The organism is Bradyrhizobium sp. CCBAU 051011, from assembly GCF_009930815.1.
GTDB lineage: Bacteria > Pseudomonadota > Alphaproteobacteria > Rhizobiales > Xanthobacteraceae > Bradyrhizobium.
The window spans coordinates 2000002-2023065 of sequence record NZ_CP022222.1 but is presented as its reverse complement, the minus strand read 5'-3'; the positions used below and the strand labels follow the sequence as shown (position 1 = coordinate 2023065).

At 63.0% G+C, this 23064-nt stretch carries 21 protein-coding genes, 1 tRNA gene and 2 pseudogenes; 8 read left to right on the top strand and 16 right to left on the bottom strand.

What is annotated here, in order from left to right:
• Positions 1–49 precede the first annotated feature (49 nt).
• Both ACH79_RS09570 and ACH79_RS09565 read left to right on the top strand, forming a co-directional pair.
• Entirely contained in the window at positions 50–457 is a 408-nt protein-coding gene (locus ACH79_RS09570; protein ID WP_161850802.1) for a F0F1 ATP synthase subunit epsilon, read from the top strand.
• Positions 458–650: 193 nt separating this feature from the next.
• Positions 651–2297, top strand: coding sequence for an adenylate/guanylate cyclase domain-containing protein (locus ACH79_RS09565; protein ID WP_161850801.1), 1647 nt, complete (start codon positions 651–653; stop codon positions 2295–2297).
• A 424-nt stretch (positions 2298–2721) separates the two neighbouring features.
• Here ACH79_RS09565 and ACH79_RS09560 read toward each other — a convergent pair whose 3' ends face one another.
• The 12 genes from ACH79_RS09560 to ACH79_RS09505 form a co-directional block, all read right to left on the bottom strand.
• Positions 2722–3219, bottom strand: coding sequence for an RNA pyrophosphohydrolase (locus ACH79_RS09560; RefSeq protein ID WP_161850800.1), 498 nt, complete (start codon positions 3217–3219; stop codon positions 2722–2724).
• Positions 3220–3334: 115 nt separating this feature from the next.
• Complete coding sequence (locus ACH79_RS09555) at positions 3335–3841, bottom strand: RNA pyrophosphohydrolase (protein WP_161850799.1); 507 nt, start codon at positions 3839–3841, stop codon at positions 3335–3337.
• Between the two features lie 94 nt (positions 3842–3935).
• A complete protein-coding gene (locus ACH79_RS09550; RefSeq protein ID WP_161850798.1) occupies positions 3936–5123 on the bottom strand; it encodes a divergent polysaccharide deacetylase family protein in 1188 nt (395 codons plus the stop codon).
• 167 nt (positions 5124–5290) lie between these two features.
• Entirely contained in the window at positions 5291–6646 is a 1356-nt protein-coding gene (locus ACH79_RS09545; RefSeq protein ID WP_161850797.1) for a S41 family peptidase, read from the bottom strand.
• A complete protein-coding gene (locus tag ACH79_RS09540; RefSeq protein WP_161850796.1) occupies positions 6643–8025 on the bottom strand; it encodes a murein hydrolase activator EnvC in 1383 nt (460 codons plus the stop codon). Before ACH79_RS09540 ends, ACH79_RS09545 begins: the two co-directional genes overlap by 4 nt.
• Positions 8026–8065: 40 nt before the next feature.
• Positions 8066–8548 carry a 23S rRNA (pseudouridine(1915)-N(3))-methyltransferase RlmH gene (gene rlmH, locus ACH79_RS09535; protein ID WP_161850795.1) on the bottom strand — a complete coding sequence of 161 codons (483 nt, stop codon included), beginning with the start codon at positions 8546–8548 and terminating at the stop codon, positions 8066–8068.
• 96 nt (positions 8549–8644) lie between these two features.
• Positions 8645–8998 (bottom strand): ribosome silencing factor, encoded by a 354-nt coding sequence (gene rsfS / locus ACH79_RS09530; protein ID WP_161850794.1) that lies wholly within the window; start codon positions 8996–8998, stop codon positions 8645–8647.
• 218 nt (positions 8999–9216) lie between these two features.
• On the bottom strand, positions 9217–9846 hold the full coding sequence (locus ACH79_RS09525) for a nicotinate-nucleotide adenylyltransferase (RefSeq protein WP_161850793.1): 630 nt from the start codon (positions 9844–9846) through the stop codon (positions 9217–9219).
• 31 nt (positions 9847–9877) lie between these two features.
• Complete coding sequence (locus ACH79_RS09520) at positions 9878–11170, bottom strand: glutamate-5-semialdehyde dehydrogenase (RefSeq protein ID WP_161850792.1); 1293 nt, start codon at positions 11168–11170, stop codon at positions 9878–9880.
• 129 nt (positions 11171–11299) lie between these two features.
• Positions 11300–12442, bottom strand: a complete 1143-nt coding sequence (gene proB, locus ACH79_RS09515) for a glutamate 5-kinase (RefSeq protein WP_161850791.1) — start codon at positions 12440–12442, stop codon at positions 11300–11302.
• A gap of 93 nt (positions 12443–12535) precedes the next feature.
• A complete protein-coding gene (gene obgE, locus ACH79_RS09510) occupies positions 12536–13588 on the bottom strand; it encodes a GTPase ObgE (RefSeq protein ID WP_161850790.1) in 1053 nt (350 codons plus the stop codon).
• 116 nt (positions 13589–13704) lie between these two features.
• The gene (locus tag ACH79_RS09505) at positions 13705–14187 is read right to left on the bottom strand and encodes a MaoC family dehydratase (RefSeq protein WP_161850789.1); all 483 of its coding nucleotides are present in this window, start codon (positions 14185–14187) and stop codon (positions 13705–13707) included.
• A gap of 186 nt (positions 14188–14373) precedes the next feature.
• Between ACH79_RS09505 and ACH79_RS09500 the strand changes: the two genes are divergently transcribed.
• Entirely contained in the window at positions 14374–15288 is a 915-nt protein-coding gene (locus ACH79_RS09500) for a DMT family transporter (protein WP_161850788.1), read from the top strand.
• A 146-nt stretch (positions 15289–15434) separates the two neighbouring features.
• Here ACH79_RS09500 and ACH79_RS09495 read toward each other — a convergent pair whose 3' ends face one another.
• The 3 genes from ACH79_RS09495 to rplU all read right to left on the bottom strand — a co-directional run bounded on the left by ACH79_RS09495 (position 15435) and on the right by rplU (position 17003).
• Positions 15435–16031 (bottom strand): GNAT family N-acetyltransferase, encoded by a 597-nt coding sequence (locus ACH79_RS09495; protein WP_161850787.1) that lies wholly within the window; start codon positions 16029–16031, stop codon positions 15435–15437.
• A 124-nt stretch (positions 16032–16155) separates the two neighbouring features.
• Positions 16156–16425 (bottom strand): 50S ribosomal protein L27, encoded by a 270-nt coding sequence (gene rpmA, locus ACH79_RS09490; protein ID WP_161850786.1) that lies wholly within the window; start codon positions 16423–16425, stop codon positions 16156–16158.
• Between the two features lie 92 nt (positions 16426–16517).
• Positions 16518–17003: a 50S ribosomal protein L21 gene (gene rplU, locus ACH79_RS09485; protein ID WP_161850785.1), complete on the bottom strand. Its 486-nt coding sequence runs from the start codon at positions 17001–17003 to the stop codon at positions 16518–16520.
• A gap of 372 nt (positions 17004–17375) precedes the next feature.
• On the opposite strand from rplU, the gene ACH79_RS09480 reads away from it, so the two are divergent.
• Positions 17376–18476, top strand: a complete 1101-nt coding sequence (locus tag ACH79_RS09480) for an ROK family protein (protein WP_161850784.1) — start codon at positions 17376–17378, stop codon at positions 18474–18476.
• A gap of 201 nt (positions 18477–18677) precedes the next feature.
• On the opposite strand, the gene ACH79_RS09475 is transcribed toward ACH79_RS09480, so the two are convergent.
• Positions 18678–19541: an alpha/beta fold hydrolase gene (locus ACH79_RS09475; protein WP_161850783.1), complete on the bottom strand. Its 864-nt coding sequence runs from the start codon at positions 19539–19541 to the stop codon at positions 18678–18680.
• A 125-nt stretch (positions 19542–19666) separates the two neighbouring features.
• Here ACH79_RS09475 and ACH79_RS09470 point away from each other — a divergent pair.
• The 4 genes and pseudogenes from ACH79_RS09470 (at position 19667) to ACH79_RS09455 (ending at position 22927) form a co-directional block, all read left to right on the top strand.
• Positions 19667–19756 (top strand) — tRNA-Ser (locus ACH79_RS09470).
• 85 nt (positions 19757–19841) lie between these two features.
• Positions 19842–21350, top strand: coding sequence for a site-specific integrase (locus ACH79_RS09465; RefSeq protein WP_161850782.1), 1509 nt, complete (start codon positions 19842–19844; stop codon positions 21348–21350).
• A gap of 276 nt (positions 21351–21626) precedes the next feature.
• Positions 21627–21905, top strand: a pseudogene (locus ACH79_RS09460) (efflux transporter periplasmic adaptor subunit); the annotation flags it as partial.
• A gap of 13 nt (positions 21906–21918) precedes the next feature.
• Positions 21919–22927 (top strand): annotated as a pseudogene (locus tag ACH79_RS09455) (transporter).
• Positions 22928–23064: the final 137 nt, after the last annotated feature.

Below are 23064 nucleotides of genomic sequence, written 5' to 3'. Positions count from 1 at the left end.
TCCCATTCTTCCCACTCGCTGTTCGCTACTCGCTACTCGCAGGTTCTCCATGGCTACCTTTCATTTCGATCTCGTCTCCCCCGAAAAGCTCGCCTTCTCCGGCGAAGTCGATCAGGTTGACGTTCCCGGTCTGGAAGGCGATTTCGGTGTGCTGGCGGGTCACGCGCCGGTCGTAGCCGCGGTCCGCCCGGGCATCCTGACCATCACCGCCGGCGGCACCCGTGAAAAGGTGATCGTACTCGGCGGACTTGCCGAAATGTCGGAAAACGGCCTCACCGTGCTCGCCGACGTCGCCACCTCGATCGCTGACGTCGACCGCGCGCAGTTCGCCGAGACCATCGCCGAGATGGAAGCCAAGCTAGCCGAGAAGGAAGGCTCCGAGCTCGATCACGCTATCGAGCGGCTGGACCACTTCAAGAGCATTCAGCAAGAGCTCAGCGCCACGGCTATGCACTAAGCCCCGGGGCACTGCTCCGGGGCGCAATGAAGGCCCGGGCTGCATCAGCGCTCGTCACACCGTGACGGGCGCTGCGCTTTTTGCGGCAGTGTTGGTCTTGCAAGGCCGCCCGCCATCGCCCGGAACCGCCATGGTTGCGTCCGGGAACTTCTGGCGGCATGCTGCCGCGGATTGTGGTTCGGGGCTGCTATTCATGAAGCGCAAGATCGCGGCGATTTTTGCGGCCGATATTGCCGGCTATTCCAGACTGGTTGCCGAGGACGAAGAGGAGACGCTGCGCCGGCTGGCCTCCTACCGCCAGGTGACCGACGATTTCATCGCCAAGGGTGGCGGCCGCATTTTCAATACCGCCGGCGACGCCGTGCTCGCCGAATTTCCGAGCGCGGTCGAAGCCGTGCGTTGTGCCATCGATATCCAGGAGAGCCTGCGCACCCGTAATATGGCGTATCCGCCCAGCCGGCAGATGGCCTTTCGCATGGGCATCACGATAGGCGACGTGGTCGAGCGCGACGGCGATCTGCTTGGCGACGGCGTCAACATCGCCGCGCGCCTGGAGGGTCTCGCCGAGGTCGGCGGCATCTGCATCTCGCGCGCGGTTCACGAGCAGGTCGCCAACAAGCTGTCGGTGCAGTTCGCCGATATCGGCGCGCAGGAAGTGAAGAACATCCCGACGCCGGTGCACGCCTATATGGTGGCGATGCGCCGCGACGACGGCACCTACGCCACGCCGCAGGTCAAGAAGTCGGCTAAGCCGCAAGGCGCCACACAGCCGAACTGGATGTGGCCGGTTGCGGTCACGGTGGTCAGCCTCGCGGCGATCGGTGTCGGCGGCTTTCTTTACTTCACCAAGCTGGAGAGCTCGGCGACCAAGGTCGCATCTCCCAGCAGCATGGCACGCCCTGCGCCGGCACCGTCAGCGATCGCGGCGGTGCCAGCGCCGGTGCCCGCAGCCAAAGCCCCGGACAGCCCATCGCCACAACCTCCGTCGCCGTCGCCATCGGTGGTCGCGTCGGTCGACAGGTTTGTTGCGGCAAGTATTCCCTTCATCAGCGACAGGGCCCGCGCCTCATTCGCCACCGACTACGTCCCGGCGGCCGACTTCAAGGCGTTCGCGCTCAATGTCGGCGGGTTCAATGCCTTCGTCACCGCGCAACCGAGCGAGGAAGTGGCGAGGGGCGCTGCGATCGAGCAATGCCAGAAGCGCGCGGAGGCGGCGCAATCGCCGCGCAAATGCGAACTATACGCGGTCGGTGATGCGATCGTGTACGCCCATGGCAAACCGCCGCTGCCGCCATTGCCCTGGATCCGGCGTGACGGCGCGACCGAGCAGCCGTTCGTCGCGAAGAATGTCCCGCTCGCCCGGGACCCCGCCAAGGCCCGCCTCGAAGCGGTCTACGTGCCGGCACGAAGAAACAAAGCGCTCGCGATTGGACCTGGCGGCGGCGTACTGTTCTTTCCCATCGCGCTCGAGACGACGGAGGAGGCGGTGCGACGCGCCCTGGAGTCTTGCGGGGGGATCGCCAGCGTGCCGTGCATCGTCGTTGCCGTCAACGACGATTTCGTGGTGCCGATTCCGACCACGCTGAAGGTCACCGGCTTCTTCAGGGCCACCGGCAGTACGATGATATCAGCTGACGCGCGCGAGGATGTCGCGCGGCGGATTTCGGAAGCGCAGAGTGGTTGGAACGCGGTCGCGGTTGGCGCGGCTGGCCGGCCCGGACTGGCGCTGAAGGCGACGAGCGAACAGGCGGCGATCAACGAAGCGCTGGCCGACTGCGTCAAGCGCGACAGCAATTGCCAGATTATCGGGATTGGCCCGTTTTCGGTCGGGCCGAACTAGTCCAAGAGGGGTTGGCGCCTGCGTCCAGTTCGTCCGACGTCGGGAATATCTCGAGAGTCCGAACCTTAGGTGACCGCCGGCCGATCGCCAGCAGGATGAACAGGTGCCGGTAGCCTTGGTACCTGGCGGCCGGACGGGTGCGTTCCCGCCCGCTGAACATCAGCCTGCCATTCCGGTCATGCACCCGCCATTCGAAGCTCCGGCGGCGCTTGGCTACAGTCACGTCCATCATGAGAGGCAAGACACCGTACAGTGGCGGGTTATTTCAAGGCTGAGCCTTTTAGTCTGCGGCCGACACAAAAAGGTTCGCTGATACCAAACCACCGACGGTATCAGGTGCCTTCTGCGAGCTAGGCCGGCCGAAAACTATTGAGCGACAAAAGGCTGTCAAGCGTCTCGCGTCCCGCGGCTGTGGCGAGACAATCTAACGGGCGAACTCCGCAAATACCTGCGCCACCATCCGGTACACGTCGCGCCGGAACGGCACCACGAGGTCAGCCACGCGCTCCAGCCTTTCCCAGCGCCAGGAATCGAATTCAGCCGGCTGGCCATTGCGCGGCGTCAGCGGGTCGATCTCCTCGTCGCGACCGGTGAACCGCAGCGCGAACCATTTCTGCCGCTGGCCGCGGAACTTCGCCAGGCGATGGTCGGGCGGACCGTCATAGGGCGGAAATTCGTAATTCATCCAATCGGCCTCGCCGAGGTATTCGGCGCTGACCGCCCCGGTCTCTTCCCATAGCTCGCGCATTACGGCATCGCGCGGGTTCTCGTCGGCGTCGATGCCGCCCTGCGGCATCTGCCATTCCAACCCGGGAAGAATGATTTCCGGCCCATCGTCGCGGAAACGGCGGCCGATCAGCACCCGGCCCGAGGCGTTGAACAGCGCAATTCCCACATTGGGCCGATAGGGTTTGTCGGACATTTTCGGTCACCGTCATTCCGGGGCGCGCGGTAGCGCGAACCCGGAATCTCGAGATTCCGGGTTCATGCTTCGCATGCCCCGGAATGACCGGGCACTACTTGGAAGATGCGTCATGCTAACCGCCCGCGAGGCCGGAGAATTCCTTGACCACGCGCTCATAGACCGGCCGCTTGAACGGAACGATCAGGGTCGGGAGATTCTTCATCGGCTCCCAGCGCCAGCTCACGAACTCGGCCTTGTGTCCGCCGCCGCCGGGGCTCGCAACATTGATCTCCGCGTCCTTGCCGGTGAAGCGCACCGCGTACCATTTCTGTCGTTGCCCGCGATAGCGGCCCTTCCAGGCGCGGCCGGCCACCGTGCGGGGAATGTCGTAGATCAGCCAATCCGGGACTTCGCCGAGCTTCTCCACCGAGCGGACGCTGGTTTCCTCATAAAGCTCGCGCTTGGCGGCCTCCCAGGTATCCTCGCCGGGATCGACCCCGCCCTGCGGCATCTGCCAGACATGGGTTTCATCGACATGTTCGATGCCGCCGGCGCGCCGGCCAATGAAGACCAACCCGGCCGCGTTGATCAGCATCATGCCGACGCAGGTCCGGTAAGGCAGGTCCTCGTAGCGCGCCATTTCCGTCAGGACTCCCTTGCCTGCATCAACTCACCCACAATTGGTTGGGCTGGCGCAGTCGGGGAAGCCCGGTTCGCCGCCATCAGCTTGATCTCTAGCCTGATTTTGATTTCAGCATCGCCGTTGTCAATGGCACAAGCATGATGCCGCGGCTGTCCAGCGTCTTGATCCAGGCGGCAAGGCGCTCGATCGAAATTGGCAGGGCCGAGGCGACACCCACTGCCGTTCCGCGTTCCTTGGCGAGCGTTTCCAACTTGACCAGCGTCCGGTCGATCTCGGCCGAGGTCGGCACGGCGTCGATGGTAAAATCGGCCTTGGCAAAGGGCATCGATTGGGCTGCCGTGAGCGATCCGGCGGCGCTGCGCGGCGAGGAGCCGTCATCGAGATAGCCAAGGCCGCGCTTGGCCGCCTCGCGGATGATCGGCTGCATCACGGTATCCGTTGCCGTGAAACGCGCGCCCATGAAGTTGGCGATCCCGGCATAACCCTGAAACCGGCTAAGGTGCCAGTACAGCCGGTCGATGTTCTGCTCGGATGTCAGCGTCGTCAGCAGGGTCTGCGGACCGGGATCGTTATCGGGGTAATCGAACGGCTCCATCGGAACCTGCAGCAGGATCTCGTGGCGCTGCGCCCGGGCCCGTTCGGCCAGTTTGGCGGGATCCGCGCCGTAAGGCGTGAACGCCAGCGTCACGGCCGGCGGCAGTTTCATGATGGCATCGGTGGTCTTGGCGGCGCCGACGCCGAGGCCGCCGACGACGATCGCGATCACCGGCATCTTGGCGGCCTTGGTGCGGTCGGCGTCGGCCGCGTAGACCGTAAAGGGTTTGAGGCCATCGGCCACCACCGGGATCATGCCGTAGCGCGACTTTTCCAGGAGCCGCTGGTCGATGCCGGCCATCGGGCTTGCCGGCGCGGATTCCGCGCCTGCCTTGTCGCCGGCATCGCCGCCGATCACGATGTCCTGGCGCTTGCCGCTGGAGCCGTCGATGATGGTGACGGTCTTGTTGTCGCTGGCCGGGGAATGCTGGGATGCCGATTTCGCAGCTTTCTCGGTGACAGGCTGCTTTTCGTCCGTCGCCGGCGTGCGCAAGGCGACGCGGGCGACGGGCTCGCCTCCCAGCGGGTTGTCGACAAAGAGGGCGACGGTCAGGAAGCCGACCAGGAACAGGCCGAGCAACACCGCCAGCGCTTGCATTGCGGTGAACGGCAGCCGAAACCGGCGTTTTTTGCGCTCGGTTTTCTGCCCGAGCGGCGTGCTCAGCTCGTCGGCCGTTTCCGTCATAGACCTCCCCGAATCAACCACGTCGACGATACCACGATGGGCCGGATTCGAGCGCCTGCACCGGCCCCGCAAAAGCACCGGTCGTCGCCCCCGGAGACGAACTGGCAACGAAAAAGGGGCGGCCGAGAGCCGCCCCTTTTGTTGTGACTAAAATCCCGGTCGCCGGATCAGTTCGCCGCCTTGGTGGCGGGTTTGTCGACTGCCGCCTTGTCTCCGGTCGCCGGCGCGCTCGCCGTCGACTTGATGCCGTGCAGCAGGTCGGCCGCGGTCTTCAGCGCCTTGTCGTCCTTGGCGTCCGGCGGCACGTAGGATTGCGAGCCGGTCTTTTCGTCGCCGTCGTTCTTCAGATGGCCGCGCAGCGAAGCCTCGCCCTTGGTGTCGGTACGCGACTTCAGCTCATCCGGGACATCCTGCAGCACCTCGATGTCGGGCACGATACCCTTGGCCTGGATCGACTTGCCGGACGGCGTGTAATAGCGCGCGGTGGTCAGGCGCAGCGCGCCGTTGCCGCTGCCGAGCGGGATGATGGTCTGCACCGAGCCCTTGCCGAACGAGCGGGTGCCGACCAGCGTCGCACGCTTGTGGTCCTGCAGCGCGCCGGCGACGATTTCAGAGGCTGAGGCCGAGCCGCCATTGACCAGCACGATGATCGGCTTGCCCTTCGTCAGGTCACCCGCATGGGCGGCGCGGCGCTGGGTCTCTTCGGCATTGCGGCCGCGGGTCGAAACGATCTCGCCCTTCTCAAGGAAGGTGTCGGAAACCGTCACCGCTTCCTCCAGCAGACCGCCGGGATTGTTTCTGAGATCGATGATGAAGCCCTTCAGCTTGTCGCCGATCTGATTCGTGAGGCTGCCGATCTCGCGCTTCAGGCCTTCGGTGGTCTGTTCGTTGAAAGTAGTGACGCGGATATAGGCAATGTCGTCCTGCTCGACGCGCGCACGGACCGAGCGGACGCGGATGTTGTCGCGCACCAGTGTCACTTCGATCGGATTGTCCTGGCCCTTGCGGATGATCTTGAGACGGATCTTGGTATTGACCGGTCCGCGCATCTTCTCGACCGCCTGGTTGAGGGTGAGACCCTGTACGGCTTCGTCGTCGAGATTGGTGATGATGTCGTTGGCCATGATGCCGGCCTTCGATGCCGGCGTGTCGTCGATCGGCGAGACGACCTTGATCAGACCGTCTTCCATCGTGACCTCGATGCCGAGTCCGCCGAATTCACCGCGGGTCTGCACCTGCATGTCGCGGAAACTCTTCGCGTCCATGTAGCTGGAATGCGGATCGAGTCCGGCCAGCATGCCTGAGATCGCCGACTCGACCAGCTTGCCGTCGTCAGGCTTCTCGACATAATCGCTGCGCACGCGCTCGAACACGTCGCCGAACAGATTGAGCTGGCGATAGGTGTCCGAGGTTGCGGCACGCGCACTCGATCCCATCAGCACGGAACGAGGCTGCGTGACGAAGAGCGTCAAAGCCGCACCGGTGGCGGCGCTGAGAAGAATTACAGAAGTCTTGCGCATCATCCGCGAACCTTTTCGCCTTCGTTAGCGGCCCACCATGGGCCTGAGTCGATTGGAGTGCCGTCCTTACGGAACTCGACATAGAGCACCGGCTGGCTCGCGGTCGTCGCGAGAATGGATGCGACCTGGGACGTCGTCCCCATGGTCGCGACCGGCTCTCCCGTAAGTACAAACTGGCCGATGTTTACCGAAATGCGCTCCATCCCGGCGATCAGGACATGATACCCGCCCCCGGCATTGAGGATCAAGAGTTGTCCGTAGCTCCGGAAGGGCCCGGCGTAAACAACCCAGCCGTCACACGGTGTTGTGACCTGAGCCCCGGCTCGGGTTGTCAAAGAAATGCCTTTTTCGACGCCACCCGCGCCGTCGGAACCGCCAAAATCGCGAATCTTGCGGCCATTGACCGGAAAGGCGAATAGCCCCTTCGCGGAAGCAAATGCGATCGCGGGGCTGAGCCGGGCGGGATCCTTCAGTGCCCCAAGATTAGGCTTGCCGCCGGGGGCGGGCGGGGTGCCCTTCAGGCTGGCGGTGGCGGCCGCCTTGGCGGCGCTCTTCAGGTCCTGCTCCATTTTCGTGATCAGGCCCTGCAAACTGTCGACCTGCTTGGACAGGTTGATGGCGCGCGCACCTTCGGCCTCCATGTCCTTTTCGATCGCGCTCTGCTTGCGCTGCCGCTCTTCCACCAGCGCGGCCAGCCTGATGGAATCGTCCTTCAGCCTGTCGCGGTCCCGAGCCAGTACGTCGCGCTGGTTGGCGATGTCCTTGCGCAGATTCACAAGTTCGGTGAGGTCGGCCGTAAGTTTTTCCGCGCGGCCGCGCAACTCGGGGACGACGGACCCAAGCAGCATGGCAGTGCGCAGCGACTGCAGCGCGTCCTCGGGCCGCACCAACAACGCGGGCGGGGTGCGCCGTCCGGCCCGCTGCAGCGCCGCCAGCACCTCGACGATTTCGGAGCGGCGTGAATCGAGCGAAGTGCGGATCTGCATCTCGCGACTATCGAGCGGCCGCAGCCGCCCCTCAGTCTCGCCGATGCGGGTCTCGACGTTGCGCACCTGAGCGGCGATGTCGATCACTTGCTGGTTGAGCTTGGAGCGGTCCTGACCGATCGCCGCAATGTCGGCCTTCAGCTTTTGTTGCAACTCGGCCGCCTTGCGCTGCTCCTGGCGGGCGGCCTCCAATTCCTGCTCGCGCTGCTTGAGGGCGTCGGGAGAAGCAGCGGTCGCCTGCTGCGCCGGCGCTGCGGACTGCGCGACCGCTGGCGAAAGCCATGCCGCAGCGAAGCTTGCGGAAAGCAGGATCAGGGGAAGTGAAACGGCGGGCGTCAACGGCGCGCCGCGATTGGCGGTGCCAGGGTATGAATGTATGTCCCGCGTTGAATGCATCCGGCCTATGCTGCGTTGTCTGTGTTCACGTCACCGTGCCTTACGCGCGATGGTAGGGGTGGCCGGCCAGAATGGTGGCGGCCCGGTAAATCTGTTCAAGAAGCATGACGCGGACCATTTGATGCGGCCAGGTCGCCGGGCCGAACGCAATGCGCAATTTAGCCTTGCGCTGCAATTCGGGCGAAAGTCCGTCCGCGCCTCCGATGGCGAAAATTGTGTTGGCGATCCCTTCGTCCCGCCACTGGCCGAGCTGCCGGGCAAACGTCGCGCTATCGATGCTCCTGCCGTGCTCGTCCAGCGCCACCAGCACCGATTTCTCCGGTATCGCCGCCGAAATCGCCGCGGCTTCCTCCGCGATCCGGGTCGCGATGTCGCGCGCGCGGCTTTCGGGAATTTCATGAATCGCAAGGCCGCGGAAGCCCAGCTTGCGGCCGATGTCCTCGAAGCGCTCGCGATAGCGTTCGGCCAGCTCCTGTTCCGGCCCCTGTTTCAGCCGGCCGATCGAGACCACGACAAGGCGCATGATTGCTGTTTCTGGCGTGCACTTTTCGCCACGCGCGCTTCTCGCGCGCGTCAAGCAGACTAAATACGCCTCAGCCGATTCGCATCGGCAGGGCGTTCAGATCGCTGCCGCCGCCGGGTTCTGCGCCCACAACCTTTCGAGGTTGTAGAATTCGCGCACCTCGGGTCTGAATACGTGCACGACCACATCGCCGGAATCGATCAGCACCCAGTCGCAATTGGGCAAGCCCTCGACATGGATGTTCTTGATGCCGGTTTCCTTCAGGGCTTTGGTGACGTTTTCCGCGATCGCGCCGACGTGCCGGTTGGCGCGTCCTGACGTGACGATCATGTAGTCGGAAAAGGCGGATTTGCCGCGAAGGTCGATGGTGACCGTTTCTTCCGCCTTCATATCGTCGAGGCGGGAGAGGATCATATTCAGCGTCTTGTCGGCGTCGGGTTGCGCCTTCAAGGCCGCAGCTTGTGTCGATGTTTTACGCGGGGTCTTGGCAGACTTGCTGGGAACCTTGGGTAAAACAGACTTTGACTTGGACAATACAGATGTGGCCAGGGACCATTCCTTTCACTGTATCGCAAACGCCGAATCCCGGCGTCGCGGACCATATTAGGCATGTGGGGTTAACGGTTTCAATATTCCAGTGTCCCCAACTGCCGGTTCAGACCAGACTGTCACTTCTTTGCCTTCCAGCTACCGTCTGGGTTCCGCAGGCCGGTTGACGACATGTTCAGTTTCAGACCGGTGAGGAAAACCCAGGCGGGAGCGCGTTGATCTGCTAGCCGGGCCGCCTGATTTGCAGGCAACCGATAGCGCGCCAGGGCCTGTGCGGCCGGCGCGGCCAGCGCGCGGAAACTTTCCGGCGGACGGTCGATCACTGCAATCGGCACCTCTGCGGCAATGCGCCGCCAGTTCTGCCAACGATGGAATTGCGCAAGATTGTCGGCGCCCATGATCCAGACGAAATGCACGCCGGAAACGCGGCGGCGCAAGTGGATGATCGTATCGACAGTGTATCGGGTGCCAATGACAGCTTCGAGACAGCTGACGTCGATGCGCGGATCGTCGGCGATATCAAGTGCGGCATTAGCGCGTTCTGCAAAGCCGTGCAGCTGGCCGTTATCCTTGAGCGGATTGCCTGGCGTCAGCAGCCACCAGACGCGATCGAGCTTCAGACGCTTGAGCGCAAACAGGCTGATCGCGCGATGCGCCGCGTGCGGCGGATTGAACGAGCCGCCGAGCAGGCCGATCCGCATACCGTTGGCGTGAAAGGGGATAGCCTGCGCGGCGGATTGCAGTTGCATCAGCCGGGTCACCGCGGGCGCGGGCTCGCGTTCACGGCCGCGTCTGCCCGGTGCCGTGAACGCGGTACTTGAAGGTCGTCAGTTGTTCGGCGCCGACCGGGCCGCGGGCGTGGAATTTGCCGGTGGCGATCCCGATCTCCGCGCCGAAGCCGAACTCGCCGCCATCGGCAAACTGCGTCGAGGCGTTGTGCAGCACGATCGCCGAATCGACCTCGTTGAGGAATTTTTCGGCCGCCTTGGCATCTTCGGCGACGATCGCGTCGGTGTGGCGCGAGCCATGATTCTGGACATGGGCGATCGCCCCATCGACACCGTCGACGACGCGCGCGGCAATGACGGCATCGAGATACTCGGTATCCCAATCCTCATCCGTTGCCGGCTTCACGCGCACATCGATGTTCTGCACGGCGTCGTCGCCGCGCACCTCGCAGCCGGATTCGAGCAACATTTCGACCAGCGGTTTGAGCGTAGTTGCGGCGCCGGCGCGATCGACCAGCAACGTCTCGGCCGCGCCGCAGACGCCGGTGCGGCGCATCTTGGCGTTCAGCACGATCGACTTGGCCATGTCGAGCTTGGCGCTGGCATCGACATAGACGTGGTTGACGCCTTCGAGATGCGCAAACACCGGTACGCGCGCTTCCGCTTCGACCCGCGCCACCAGGCTCTTGCCGCCGCGTGGCACGATCACGTCGATGCCGCCGTTCAGTCCGGACAACATCAGACCGACGGCCGCGCGGTCGCGGGTCGGCACCAGCGTGATCGCGGCTTCCGGCAGGCCGGCCTCGCGCAGGCCCTGCGTGAGGCATTCGTGGATGGCGCGGCACGAGCGAAAGCTGTCGGAGCCGCCGCGCAGGATCACGGCGTTGCCGGACTTCAGGCACAGCACGCCGGCATCCGCCGCGACATTGGGACGGCTTTCGAAGATTACGCCAATCACGCCGAGCGGCACGCGCACGCGCTCGATGGTCATGCCGTTCGGCCGCTGCCAGCTCTCGGTCACGGTGCCGACGGGGTCGGGAATGGCGCGCACCGTGGCGACACCGTCAGCCATGGAATCGATCCGCGCCGGCGTCAGCGTCAGCCGGTCGATGAAAGCCGAGGTCGCGCCGCCGGCCTTCACTTCCACCACGTCTTCGGCATTGGCCGCGAGGATCTTTGCCGCATTGGCGCGGATCGCCCGTTCGATCGCCTCCAGCGCCCGGTCCTTCTGCGCCGGCGGCGCCAGCGCCAGCACCCGCGCGGCAGCGCGCGCTTGCGAAGCGAGCTCGGTCATCAAAGCGGGCAGATCGGCGTTGCCGTCGATTGCCTTCAGGAAGGCGGTCATCGGAGGTCTCGAGTCTGGAGTTAAGGCCATGCCCTAGCACGGAAATCGCGCTTTTGCGAGGTCCGGAACCGGCATGGCTGGTTGGCGAAATCGGAAAACGGTAGCTCGGCCAAAGGCCTAGTTGAATGTCTATTTGACCGGAACGGTCCCGGCCGGCCCCACCACGAGATCATCCCGATGGATCATCTCCGCCCGGCCTGAGATGCCTAGGATCGCCATCACGTCCGGCGAGGAGCGGCCCTTGATCTTTTCGGCGTCCTCGGCGTCGTAGGCGACGAGACCGCGGCCGATTTCGTGGGTATCGGGTCCGCGCACCACCACCGCATCGCCGCGGGCGAACTGGCCGTCGATCCTGATCACCCCGGCCGGCAGCAGGCTCTTGCCTGCACGCAGCGCCGCGACCGCGCCGGCATCGATGGTCAGCGTACCCTTCGGCTCCAGCGAGCCCGCGATCCAGCGTTTTCGCGCGGTGACAGGATTGGCCGGCGTCAGGAACCAGGTGCAGCGTCCGCCGTCCGCAACAGCCTGCAGCGGATGCTCGATCTTGCCCGAGGCGATCAGCATATGCGTGCCTGAGGTGGTCGCAATCTTCGCCGCCTCGATCTTGGTGAACATGCCGCCGCGCGACAATTCGGATTCGGCCGCGCCCGCCATGCCCTCGATCTCCGAGGTGACGGACTCCACGATCGGAATCAGTTTTGCGTTCGGATTGGCGCCGGGCGGCGCGTCGTAAAGCCCGTCGATGTCGGACAGCAGGATCAGCAGATCAGCGCTCGCCATGGTGGCGACGCGTGCGGCGAGACGATCATTGTCGCCATAGCGAATCTCGTTGGTGGCAACCGTATCGTTTTCGTTGATCACGGGCACCGCGCGCCATTCCAAGAGTTTGGCAATGGTCGAGCGGGCGTTGAGGTAGCGACGGCGCTCCTCGGTATCCTGCAGCGTCACCAGGATCTGCCCGGAGCCAATACCGTGCGCGCCAAGCACCTCCGACCAGATCCGCGCCAGCGCAATCTGTCCCACGGCGGCGGCGCCCTGACTCTCTTCGAGCTTCAACGGCCCGCGCGGTAGCTTCAGGCGGCTGCGCCCGAGCGCGATCGAGCCCGACGAGACCACGAGAACGTCGCGGCCTTCACCGTGCAACTTGGCGATATCGGCGACCAGCGCCGATAGCCATTTGGCGCGGACCTCGCCGGCATCAGAATCGACCAGCAGCGAGGAGCCGACCTTGACGACGATGCGGCGGAAGTTTTTGAGCGCGGGGTGTTTCATGGATGTGGTCGAATGAAAGGGATTGTCGGGAAGCAATACGCGCCAGCTCCGCGATTTGGAAGTGGCGCGGCCGCGGCAAAGGCTAAGTTTGAGCTAGCCCTGCGGCGGCGTCACCGGTGCCCACGGCGCCTGCCCACCCTTGGCCTTGAGCGACACCGGGGCCTCGCCGATCACCTCGACCAGCGCGTTGAGCGCTTGCTGCACCCCTTCGCGGGTGGCGGCGGAGAGCAGAAGCGGCGTCTTCTTGGCGGCGCGCTTCAGGCGCTCCTTCTGCTTCTTCAATTCGTCTGGTGCTACCGCATCGATCTTGTTCAGCGCCACGATCTCGATCTTGTCGGCGAGATGCCCCTCATAGGCCTCGAGCTCGGTCCGCACGGTCTTGTAGGCCTTGCCGGCATGCTCGCAGGTCGCATCAATCAGATGCAGCAGCACGCGGCAACGCTCGACATGACCGAGAAAGCGGTCGCCGAGGCCGGCGCCTTCATGCGCGCCCTCGATCAGTCCGGGAATGTCGGCGAGCACGAATTCGCGGCCCTGCGCGTTCACGACGCCGAGCTGCGGATGCAGCGTGGTGAAGGGATAGTCGGCGATCTTCGGTTTCGCCGCGCTGACGACGGAAAGGAAGGTTGATTTGCCGGCATTGGGCAGGCCGACGAGGCCGGCATCCGCAATCAGCTTCAGCCGCAGCCAGATCCAGCGCTCCTCGCCTTCCTGGCCGGGATTGGCGTTGCGCGGCGCGCGGTTGGTCGAGGATTTGAAATGCGCGTTGCCGAAGCCGCCATTGCCGCCCTGCGCCAGCACGAACTTTTCGCCAAGCTCGGTGAAGTCGTGGATCAGCGTTTCGCGGTCCTCATCAAAAATCTGCGTGCCGACCGGCACCTTGAGAACGATCGATTTGCCGTTGGCGCCATGGCGGTCCTTGCCCATGCCATTGGTGCCCTTCTGTGCCTTGAAGTGCTGCTGATAGCGGTAGTCGATCAGCGTGTTCAGCCCGTCGACCACCTCGACGATGACGTCGCCGCCGCGGCCGCCATTGCCGCCGGAGGGTCCACCGAACTCGATGAACTTCTCGCGGCGGAACGCCACGCAGCCGTTGCCGCCGTCGCCGGAGCGGATATAGACCTTTGCCTCGTCAAGGAATTTCATGATTTGTACTAGTTAGGGCAGGGGGCCCCGTGCGGCAACCCTCAAGGCCCGCAACATTGGCGAAAAGCCTTAATTTTCGGGCCTTTTTCGCGGTTCCGAACGGGAGGCCGGGCTTCTTATGAGGGCGGCCGGCGCCGGATCAGGAATTTCTGCATTCCCTCCAGCACCAATTCCTTGCGCTGGTTGAACACGGTCGAGCGCAGCGTCACCACGCCGGTGCTGCGGCCGGGGACAAGTTCGGTCACTTCGAGCGCGGGGTAGATGGTGTCGCCGGCATAGACCGGCTTCAAGAACTTGCTCGACTGTTCGAGGAAGCCGACCAGCGATTCCTCGACGATGTAGGGAAACAGGCCTGCACCTGGCGCGGTGTGGACCAGGGTCTGGAAGCCATGCGCGAGCAGGTCCGGCATGCCGCGGGCGCGGCAATATTCGACGTCGTAATGGATCGGATGGGTGTCGCCGCTCGCGGTCTGGAATGCGGCGAACACCGCCGACGTCTGGGTCCGGCTCGGAATCACGAAGCGTTCGCCGAGCACAAAATCCTCGAACCAGCGCTGTTCGCTCACCATGCGGTGTTGGGCGGGGTCGAAGTCGGTCATGTCGATTTCCTGTGGCGCTTCTTAGAGGCGTACCGGTATCGCAGAGATGGAACTGCGGCAATCAATACGCCTCAATTCGTCATACCCGGGCTTGCCCCGCGCATCCACGCCTTTACAACGTGCTGCACAAAGGACATGGATGGCCGGGGTGCTGGCCATGACGAAGAGCAATAAACAGGAAACGTCATGAGCCTGTTCGCCAAAATTTCCACCTACGACGAGCGTTCGGCGCGGCTGGCCGGCATCGGCTTGATGCTACTGTCGATCTTCATGTTCTCGTTCGGCGACGCGCTCGGAAAATTCATGGTCGCGACCTATTCGGTCGGCCAGTTGTTGTGGCTACGCGCCTGCGCGGCGCTGCTCGTGCTGTTGCCGGTGATCTGGAGTCAGCGCGCCGAGTTCAAGCGCCTCGAACGGCCGTGGCTTCAATTGCTGCGCGTGACGCTTTCGACGCTCGAGGTCGCGGCTTTCTTTCTCGCCACCGTCTATCTGCCGCTCGCCGACGTCATCACCTACTATCTGGCTTCGCCGATCTTCGTCACGGCGTTGTCAGGCATCGTGCTCGGCGAGCGCGTCGGCTGGCGGCGCTGGACTGCGATCCTGATCGGGTTCTGCGGCGTGCTGATTGCGCTGCGTCCGTCGACGCAGACGGTAAGCTGGCCCGCAATGATCGCGCTCGGCGGCAGCCTGTCGTTTGCGTTCCTGATGCTGATCACGCGCTCGCTGCGGGACACGCCGGATATCGTGCTGACGACGTCGCAGTTCGGCGGCACCTTTCTGCTCGGCGCGCTGATGTCGCCGATCGGCTGGGTGACGCCGACGCTTGGCAGTCTCGGCCTGTTTGCCGCGGCGGGCGTGATTTCCGTCTTTGCGCTCTTGTGCATCAACCGTTCGCTGAAGCTGGCGCCGGCCAGCGTCGTGGTGCCGTATCAATATTCGATGATCGTATGGGCCGTGATTTTCGGCTTCGTGGTGTGGGGTGACGTGCCGTCGATCTCGACGCTGATCGGCGCGGCGATCATTATCGGCGCCGGCTTCTATATTTTCCTGCGCGAGCAGAAGTTGGGTCGCGAGGAAGCAGTGGTGAATCCGCCGGCATGAGTCGCGCTCTCGCCGTCATTGCAAAGGAGCAAAGCGACGAAGCAATCCATTCTTTCCTTGCGGCCCGATGGATTGCTTCGCGGAGCCTGTCATCGGGCGCGCATTCGCGCGACCCGTTGGCTCGCAATGACGGGGAGAGTTCAGCGCTATCTCCGCGTCGAGCTTCCCCAGTTCTTCAGCGACGTCCACACGCTGCGCGTCAGGCGAAAGCGGTCGACCGGGGTTGAGGATCCCAGCGCCTCGAAGCGGTGCAGTTCGACGCCGCTCCACTGGAAGCCGCATTTCTCCAGGATGTTGCGCGACGCCGGGTTGGCGACGCGGGCGCCGGAAATCAGGTGCTCGGCATCGAATTCTTCGAAGAAGAAATCGATCACCGCGCGCGCGGCTTCGGTGCCGAAACCCTGGCCCCAATGCGCGACGCCGAGCCAGTAGCCGAGCTCCGGTGCGTCCGGCTCGCTGCCGTCGATGCCGACCATGCCGATCGGCGAATAGTTCTGTTCGATCAGAAACACCGTCTCGCTGTTGTCGGCGGCCTTGGCGCGCACGAACTCGACCGCATGGTCCTGCAGGTAGGGATGCGGCAGGCGGCGGGTATTTTCCGCAATGCGGCGATCATTGGCGAGATGCGCAATCGCTTTTACGTCCGCGAGCGTCGGCCGACGCAACGTCAGCCGTTCGGTCTCGAGGACGCAGCTACTCGCCTGACGCAAGGGCGAGGCTTGGATCGGGATGTCCTGCAACATGTCGGGCTCCTGATTGCGAAAATGCGCAAATTAAAAAGGGGAGGCCGGTATCCCGCCTCCCCTGGAGCCCTTTTCGACTCCGCCGGTTCAACAGGACCCGGCGGACTCGAATTTTGTCCACCGTCTATTCGGCCGCCTCCGTCATCGGAATTACCGATACGAAAGTGCGACCATTGGCTTTTGCACGGAACTCGACATGACCTTCGACCTTGGCAAAGAGAGTATGGTCGGTGCCCATGCCGACATTAAGGCCGGGATGCCAGGTGGTGCCGCGTTGACGCGCGATGATGTTGCCGGGAATCACGCGTTCGCCGCCGTACGCCTTGATGCCAAGGCGCTTGCCCGCTGAATCGCGACCGTTTCGCGATGAACCGCCTGCTTTCTTGTGAGCCATGGCTCGTCTCCGACTTCTCGAATATTTCTAGATCAATTCCTTGACGGAATCATTTCACTTTTTCTCACGCCTCAACTTTTCGTAGAGGCGCCTTACTTCTCGCTCTTGCCCTTCGCGGCGGCCTTCTTGGCCGGGGCCTTCTTTGCCGCAGGCTTCGCCGCAACCTTTTTCGCGGGCGCCTTCTTCTTGGCCGGCGCTTCGTCGCCCTCGGCGGCAGGAGCTGCGACCTTTTCCTTCTTCGGCCGCGGGCCGATCGAAGGCTTCTTGCTATCGGTCAGGATCTCGGTGATGCGAAGCACCGTGATCTCGTCGCGATAGCCGCGCTTGCGGCGCGAATTCTTGCGGCGACGCTTCTTGAACGCGATCACCTTGGGGCCGCGCTTGTGGTCCAGCACTTCGGCTGCGACGGAAGCGCCTGCCACCGTCGGCGTGCCCAGCACCGGCGTGTCACCGCCGACCACCAGAACTTCACCAAGCTGCACGATCGTGCCGACGTCGCCGGCGATCTTGCCTATCTCGAGCACATCATCCGGAACGACGCGGTACTGCCGGCCGCCGGTTTTGATGACTGCGAACATCTTTTTTTCCTTCGTGTTCGATCCCGGCCTCGGACATATTCCCGAAAGGGTTGTCCGGGTCGGCTTTTTGGTCAGTCGTTATGGGTACGATTTTCGCGCGGCCGGGGAGCAAACCCCTTGAGATTTCGCGCAAAAACAAGCGGCGCGAGAAATCCCGCGCCGGATGCGGGGACTTATAGCCTGAGAATGCCGGGAGTCAAGGCGAAACGCCCTGAAAACCCGCCAAAAATGAAGGATTTGGGCCGAAACAGGCGCATGCGAGTGGCGAATAGCGAATAGGGGAGGTCATTTGCCACCTTCCATTCGCGCTCTCTTTGAAACCAAAGGGTTCCCCGTCCGTTGTCGCCCGCAAGATTCGGCAGGGCGAGGGCAATGGCGGAAGACATCATAACAACCACGGGCATCGCCCGCCACGGGGCCACCCGTCTGCCGTCGGTCGAGGTCGACAGCTTCAACGTCGAACTGAAGGACGACGAAGGCTTTCTCGGCGACCGCGCCAGCAAGGGGGCTTTCCGCAAGATACTGGACGGCTTGCGCAAGCCGCTGCAAAAAAACGGCGACGATCCCTTAGGGAAGAAATCTGCGGGCGAGATCCCCAAGGGCGACCTCGATCTGGCTCTGATTGGAGACGACGTCGGCGCCGCAGCCCTGGTGCACGGTGCGATCGAAGAATTCGCCCAGGAATTGGCCTATGTGACGGGGCGGTTCCTGAAGACCAAGGCATGGGCCGATACCGAGCGCATCGTGGTCGGCGGCGGCTTTCGGCAGAGCCGGGTCGGCGAGCTCGCCATCGCCCGCACCGACATCATCCTCAAGGCCGAAGACTTCGACGTCGATCTGGTGCCGATCCGCTTTCATCCCGATGACGCCGGCCTGCTTGGCACGCTGCATCTGGCGCCGTCGTGGATTTTCGAGGGCCATGACAGCATTCTCGCGGTCGATATCGGCGGCACCAACATCCGTTGCGGCGTCGTGGATACGCGCTGGAAGAAGGCGCCCGATCTTTCCAAGGCCGGGGTGTGGAAGTCCGAGTTGTGGCGGCACGCCGACGACGAGCCGACGCGCGAAGGCGCGGTGAAGCGGCTGGTCAAGATGCTGAAGGACCTGATCACGGCGGCCGAGACCGACGGCTTGAAGCTTGCGCCTTTCATCGGCATCGCCTGTCCCGGTGTGATCGACGCGGACGGCTCGATCGAGAAGGGAGCGCAGAACCTGCCGGGCAATTGGGAGAGCAGCAAGTTCAACCTGCCGGCCAGCCTGGTGGAAGCGATCCCGCAGATCGGCGATCACGACACCGCCGTGCTGATGCACAATGACGGCGTGGTGCAGGGCCTTTCGGAAGTGCCCTTCATGCAGGACGTCGAGCACTGGGGCGTGCTGACCATCGGCACCGGCCTCGGCAATGCGCGCTTCACCAACCGGCGGAAAGACAACGGCAAGGACGAGAAAAAGGCCAAGAAGGGCAAAGATTAGCACTTGGATTAACGTTTTGCGCGGGTAGTAAGGTTGACTGGTTAGGTTAAGATCCACTTCGCGTTGCCGTTTCGCCGCGCCTTGCTACCGTCCCCCGCGTCGCTCCGCTGACCGGCGAAGCCGCACTTCCCGGCCAGAATTTCAAAGCAGCGGCACGGGACCGTCAGTTTTTGTCGCGTCTGACGGTCCCACCCATTTTCTTCAGCTCCAGCCGATACGCGTAAAGAACGCCGCGATCTCCGCTGCTGCGCGATCGGGATCCTCGCGATGGGGGAAGTGGCCGACACCCGGAAACATCGCGAGATCGAGATTTGTAAAGGTCTCGCCAAGACGGTCGGTCCATTCATAGGGAAACAGCGGATCATGCTCGGCCCAGCGAACACAGGTCGGCACGCCGATCGGCGTTAACGCCGGCGCTTCACCCTTCATCATCCTGACCCGGCCAGCATGGGCTGCGCGGTAATGCGCGAAGCCACCGGCAAGGTTTCCCGCTTTAAGGAAATTGTCGGTGAAGGCCTCGAGTTGATCGTCAAAGACGTGCTTGCGATGCGACCACGCTTTGAGAAAATGCCCAATATAGAGCCGGCAGCTTTCGCGGCTCGCGCCGATGAGGGCAGGCGCCATCTCCATCTGGTGAAAGGATTGATACCAGATGTTGTTGAGCCGCTCCGGCTCCGCCATGCGGGGCCCGATTCCGGGATAGACAAAATCGAAAAAGAACAGGCCGGCGATGCGCTCCTGCGCCAGCCGCGCCAGCGACTGCATCAATGCACCGCCGACATCGTGACCGATAATGCCGGCCTGCGCGAGGCCAAGCGCATCCATCAATGCCAGCATGTCGGCGGCCTGCTGGTCGGGTCCGAAGGGCCCCTCGGGCTTGTCGCTGTCGCCGAAGCCGCGCAGGTCGGGTGCATGCAGGGCGAAGCGGTCGGCGAGACGCGTCATCACCGGCTCCCAGGTCAGCCAGAATTCGGGCCAGCCATGCAGCAACAGCAGCGGTCGCCCGGCGCCCATGCGGGCGACGTGAAGCGCCGCGCCATTGGCCTGAACCGTCAAATGCTCCATTTTGGGCTCCTTTTTTGTTTCCCAGGGCCGGCACGGATTTCTTGGCCCCGCGCCTTGTCTGGCCCGCCATCCTCGCCTAGAACACGCCCCGACCACAGGGCCGAATCTGGCCCGTCTTGGCGCCTGGAGAGGTGGCAGAGTGGTTGAATGCACCGCACTCGAAATGCGGCATAGGTGCAAGCCTATCGGGGGTTCGAATCCCTCCCTCTCCGCCAGCACACACAGAAATCCAATAAAATCAACAGGTCATTGATTGGCATAGGCTTTTGCCGCCCGGATTGGTACACACGGGTGGTACACGTGACCCTTTCGATGACGCGACCCTGGAAGCATCCCGACAGCGGCTACTACTGGTTCCGGAAACGTGTTCCGGATGATCTCCGCAACCTGATCGGGAAGCGCGAGGAACGCTTTAGTTTGGGGACGCGGGATCCCAGCGAGGCGAAGCGGCTACATGCGCTGAAGCTCGCAGAAGTCGAGGAACGCTGGTCCAATTTGCGGAGTGGCCAACGCCCGTTGTCTTCTGACGAAATTGCGCGACACGCAGCCGCAATTGGCGAGCATCTTTGGCGCCAAGTTGAAGCAGACCCCTATCAGCAGCTGCAATGGAACGTGGAAATCGGAGCAATCCTTTGGAGTGCGCGCAAGGGCGAGCTCTACGTGGACGTCACCCAACCACTGCCCCCAGTTGATCAAACGCGGTTTGATCAACAGAGCGTCTGTTATGGGCTCGTCGACCAGTATTTCGAAGGAAAGGGCTTGTCCCCACCTGCCGAAGATCGCGAGAGGTTGGCTCGCGCAGTCACTATTGAGGTCCAACGGGTCGTTCAAAATCACGAAGCCTATTTGCGTGGCGAGCAAGAGGTGCGCGTCGGTGGATTTGAGCTGCTACAGCCTCGGGCCCCGGCTGCGCCACTGACTTTCGAAAGGATGATTGAGGGCTGGCTTCTTGAGAAGAAGGCAAACAAGAAAACAGAATACTCGTGGCGGGGTGTAATGAGCGAGCTGTCGAGAGTCTTGGGCCATGACGACGCACGCCGGGTTACCGCGGATGACCTTGTGAAGTGGAAGGAAGAACTCCTCGCCAAGCAGCTCGCTGCCAAGACTATTCGCGATAGCAAGCTGGCTCCGGTGCGAGCCATTTTTCAATGGGCGGTTGATAACCGAAAACTCGACATGAATCCCGCGGCTCGCATCAGCATCGATTTGAAGAGCCGGCCTTCGGAGAAGAGACGGGGATATACGGACGACGAAGCCAGGGTCATACTGAGGGCGGCTCGCACAGAAAGGGAGGCCCACAAGCGATGGGTCCCCTGGGTATGCGCCTATACTGGTGCGCGCATTGCGGAGGTCTGCCAGTTGCGCTCGGAGGATGTTAAGCAGATCGACGACATCTGGTGCATCGCCTTCGCCGCCGAAGCCGGCTCGTTGAAAAACGTGAACTCCGAGCGTGTTCTTCCCGTACACCCGGCGTTGATCGACGAAGGATTTCTGAAATTTGTGGCATCTGCGGGCAAGGGACCAATATTTCCAGATCTTGCGCGAGATCGGTTCGGTCGCCCCGGCGGTAACGGGTCAAAAATATTGGGCAGATGGATCAAGTCGATTGGTGTCGTCGACAAGCGGCTCGCTCCAAACCATTCGTGGCGTCATCGCATTAAGACGTTGGGCCGTCGCAATGGGCTTGCAGTTGATATCCTTGATGCGATGACCGGGCATGGCCGAAAAACGGTGGCGGATACTTACGGCGAATTTCCTCCCGACGCGATGCTGCGAGAACTCAGAAAAATCCCAACCCTTAAGCTATGAACGTGGGATAGACATTGAGGATTGTCGGCCTGTCACGCGGGTGCTTGCGATACAGCATCCGTTTATTCGTCGCCCGATTGGCAAGTAGCTCCGGTTTCCTCCACTTCTTGGTTGGTGATTTCGCGAACCACGATTCGGCCGCTTAGAGGGAAGGCAGGTTTCCCGGCATGACCAAGGTGAAATATCGGGTGTTCCAGATGACCTCGGTGAATCGCTTCGGCGTAATCTGCAGGATCAGGATGGTGTTCTTGTTCCTGATCTCATAGGTGAATTCCGGCGCCGGGCCGGATCGCGACGGGCAAGGTCGAAAGCCTGCTGCAGGCCGTCGCGACCGGGCAGACCCAAGTCTCCGGTCTGGCCGCGAACCCGAAGGAGATCGCAACCGTTCCCTTCGTCGTGAACGTCGATCTCGACGATGGCGCGTTCGCGGCGCGGCTGCCGGCGGGCGCCACGGGTAGTGCCGCCGTCTTTACCGACCGCGTCAAGGTCAGCCACGTCATCCGCCGCGTGCTGCTGCGGCAGATCGCGATCCTGAATTACGTCGTCCCGTTCTGAACAGGTGAGCACGATGAACAGCAAGGTTTCCTATAGGGCGCTCGGACTGCTCGGGTTGGCGGTCGCCTCAATGCCCACGCAGGCTTGGGCTGATGCGGGCGGTGTCGGATTTTGGCTGCCCGGCATATTCGGCAGCCTTGCCGCGACGCCGACCGTGCCCGGCTGGGCGTACGCCTCGATCTATCTGCACCTGCAGGCCAACGCCGGGGCCGCGCAGAACTTCGTCACCAGCAACGGCGTCCGCGGCTCCGTCGTCGCCGGCCTCAACGCACATGGCGACGCCCTCGCGCTGGGAATTACCTACGTCTCTCCGACGCCCGTCCTCGGGGGCCAGGCATCTTTCGGGATCGTCACCGCCCCTGGTAATGTCGGCCTCGGAGTGGATGCGACGCTGACCGGGCCGCGCGGGAACGCCATCTCCGGCGCTTTGACCGACAACCGGACGACGCTGTCGGACGTCTACTATCAAGGTGCGCTCAAATGGAACCAGGGCGTCCACAGCGAGATGGTCTACATTACCAGCAACATTCCGAGCGGCACCTACGACCCGAACCGGCTCGCCAACCTCAATCTGGGCTTCGTCGCATGGGTTCGGCGGCGGCTACACGTATTTCGACCCCAAGACCGGGCACGAATTCTCGGCGGTCGCCGGCGTCACCTACAATCTGATGAACCCGTACCTGCAATATCAGAACGGCATCGACTTTCACGTCGACTGGGCGGCTTCGCAGTTCCTGAGCAAAAATTTCCAGATCGGCATTGCCGGCTACTTCTACCAGCAGCTCACCGACGACTCCGGACCGGGCGCCACGCTGGGTGGGTTCCGGGGGCGCGCGATCGGGATTGGCCCCCAAGTCGGCTTCATCATTCCGATGTCGGACGGCTACCAAGGGTACCTCAACATCAAAGGCTACAAGGACGTCGAGGTCGAGAACCGGGCTTCGACGTGGAGCACCTGGGTAACTTTTGCGGTCTCCGCAGCGCCGCCAGAAGCCGCAAGCAGGCCGATGCCGCGCAAGTAGCAGATCTTCCAAGTTCGCACCGGTATGGTTAGTCATCGATGTCGCTTATGGGTCTTGGCTGTGTGTGAAAACGCCAGGAAGCTTGACGGCGAGAGAAGAAGTCATTCGTTTGTGACCGTCTTGTCGATCAAACTAGC

Excerpts from the sequence above, each read along its gene's own strand:
- proB (WP_161850791.1), bottom strand. The coding sequence starts at position 12,442 with ATGAAACACCCCGCGCTCAAAAACTTCCGCCGCATCGTCGTCAAGGTC.
- ACH79_RS09550 (WP_161850798.1), bottom strand. The coding sequence starts at position 5,123 with ATGACGGAAACGGCCGACGAGCTGAGCACGCCGCTCGGGCAGAAAACC.
- ACH79_RS09570 (WP_161850802.1), top strand. The coding sequence starts at position 50 with ATGGCTACCTTTCATTTCGATCTCGTCTCCCCCGAAAAGCTCGCCTTC.
- ACH79_RS09500 (WP_161850788.1), top strand. The coding sequence starts at position 14,374 with ATGAGCCTGTTCGCCAAAATTTCCACCTACGACGAGCGTTCGGCGCGG.
- ACH79_RS09545 (WP_161850797.1), bottom strand. The coding sequence starts at position 6,646 with ATGATGCGCAAGACTTCTGTAATTCTTCTCAGCGCCGCCACCGGTGCG.
- ACH79_RS09505 (WP_161850789.1), bottom strand. The coding sequence starts at position 14,187 with ATGACCGACTTCGACCCCGCCCAACACCGCATGGTGAGCGAACAGCGC.
- ACH79_RS09475 (WP_161850783.1), bottom strand. The coding sequence starts at position 19,541 with ATGGAGCATTTGACGGTTCAGGCCAATGGCGCGGCGCTTCACGTCGCC.
- obgE (WP_161850790.1), bottom strand. The coding sequence starts at position 13,588 with ATGAAATTCCTTGACGAGGCAAAGGTCTATATCCGCTCCGGCGACGGC.
- ACH79_RS09520 (WP_161850792.1), bottom strand. The coding sequence starts at position 11,170 with ATGACCGCCTTCCTGAAGGCAATCGACGGCAACGCCGATCTGCCCGCT.
- rpmA (WP_161850786.1), bottom strand. The coding sequence starts at position 16,425 with ATGGCTCACAAGAAAGCAGGCGGTTCATCGCGAAACGGTCGCGATTCA.
- rplU (WP_161850785.1), bottom strand. The coding sequence starts at position 17,003 with ATGTTCGCAGTCATCAAAACCGGCGGCCGGCAGTACCGCGTCGTTCCG.
- ACH79_RS09555 (WP_161850799.1), bottom strand. The coding sequence starts at position 3,841 with ATGGCGCGCTACGAGGACCTGCCTTACCGGACCTGCGTCGGCATGATG.
- ACH79_RS09565 (WP_161850801.1), top strand. The coding sequence starts at position 651 with ATGAAGCGCAAGATCGCGGCGATTTTTGCGGCCGATATTGCCGGCTAT.
- ACH79_RS09540 (WP_161850796.1), bottom strand. The coding sequence starts at position 8,025 with ATGCATTCAACGCGGGACATACATTCATACCCTGGCACCGCCAATCGC.
- ACH79_RS09560 (WP_161850800.1), bottom strand. The coding sequence starts at position 3,219 with ATGTCCGACAAACCCTATCGGCCCAATGTGGGAATTGCGCTGTTCAAC.
- ACH79_RS09525 (WP_161850793.1), bottom strand. The coding sequence starts at position 9,846 with ATGCAACTGCAATCCGCCGCGCAGGCTATCCCCTTTCACGCCAACGGT.
- ACH79_RS09495 (WP_161850787.1), bottom strand. The coding sequence starts at position 16,031 with ATGTTGCAGGACATCCCGATCCAAGCCTCGCCCTTGCGTCAGGCGAGT.
- rlmH (WP_161850795.1), bottom strand. The coding sequence starts at position 8,548 with ATGCGCCTTGTCGTGGTCTCGATCGGCCGGCTGAAACAGGGGCCGGAA.
- ACH79_RS09480 (WP_161850784.1), top strand. The coding sequence starts at position 17,376 with ATGGCGGAAGACATCATAACAACCACGGGCATCGCCCGCCACGGGGCC.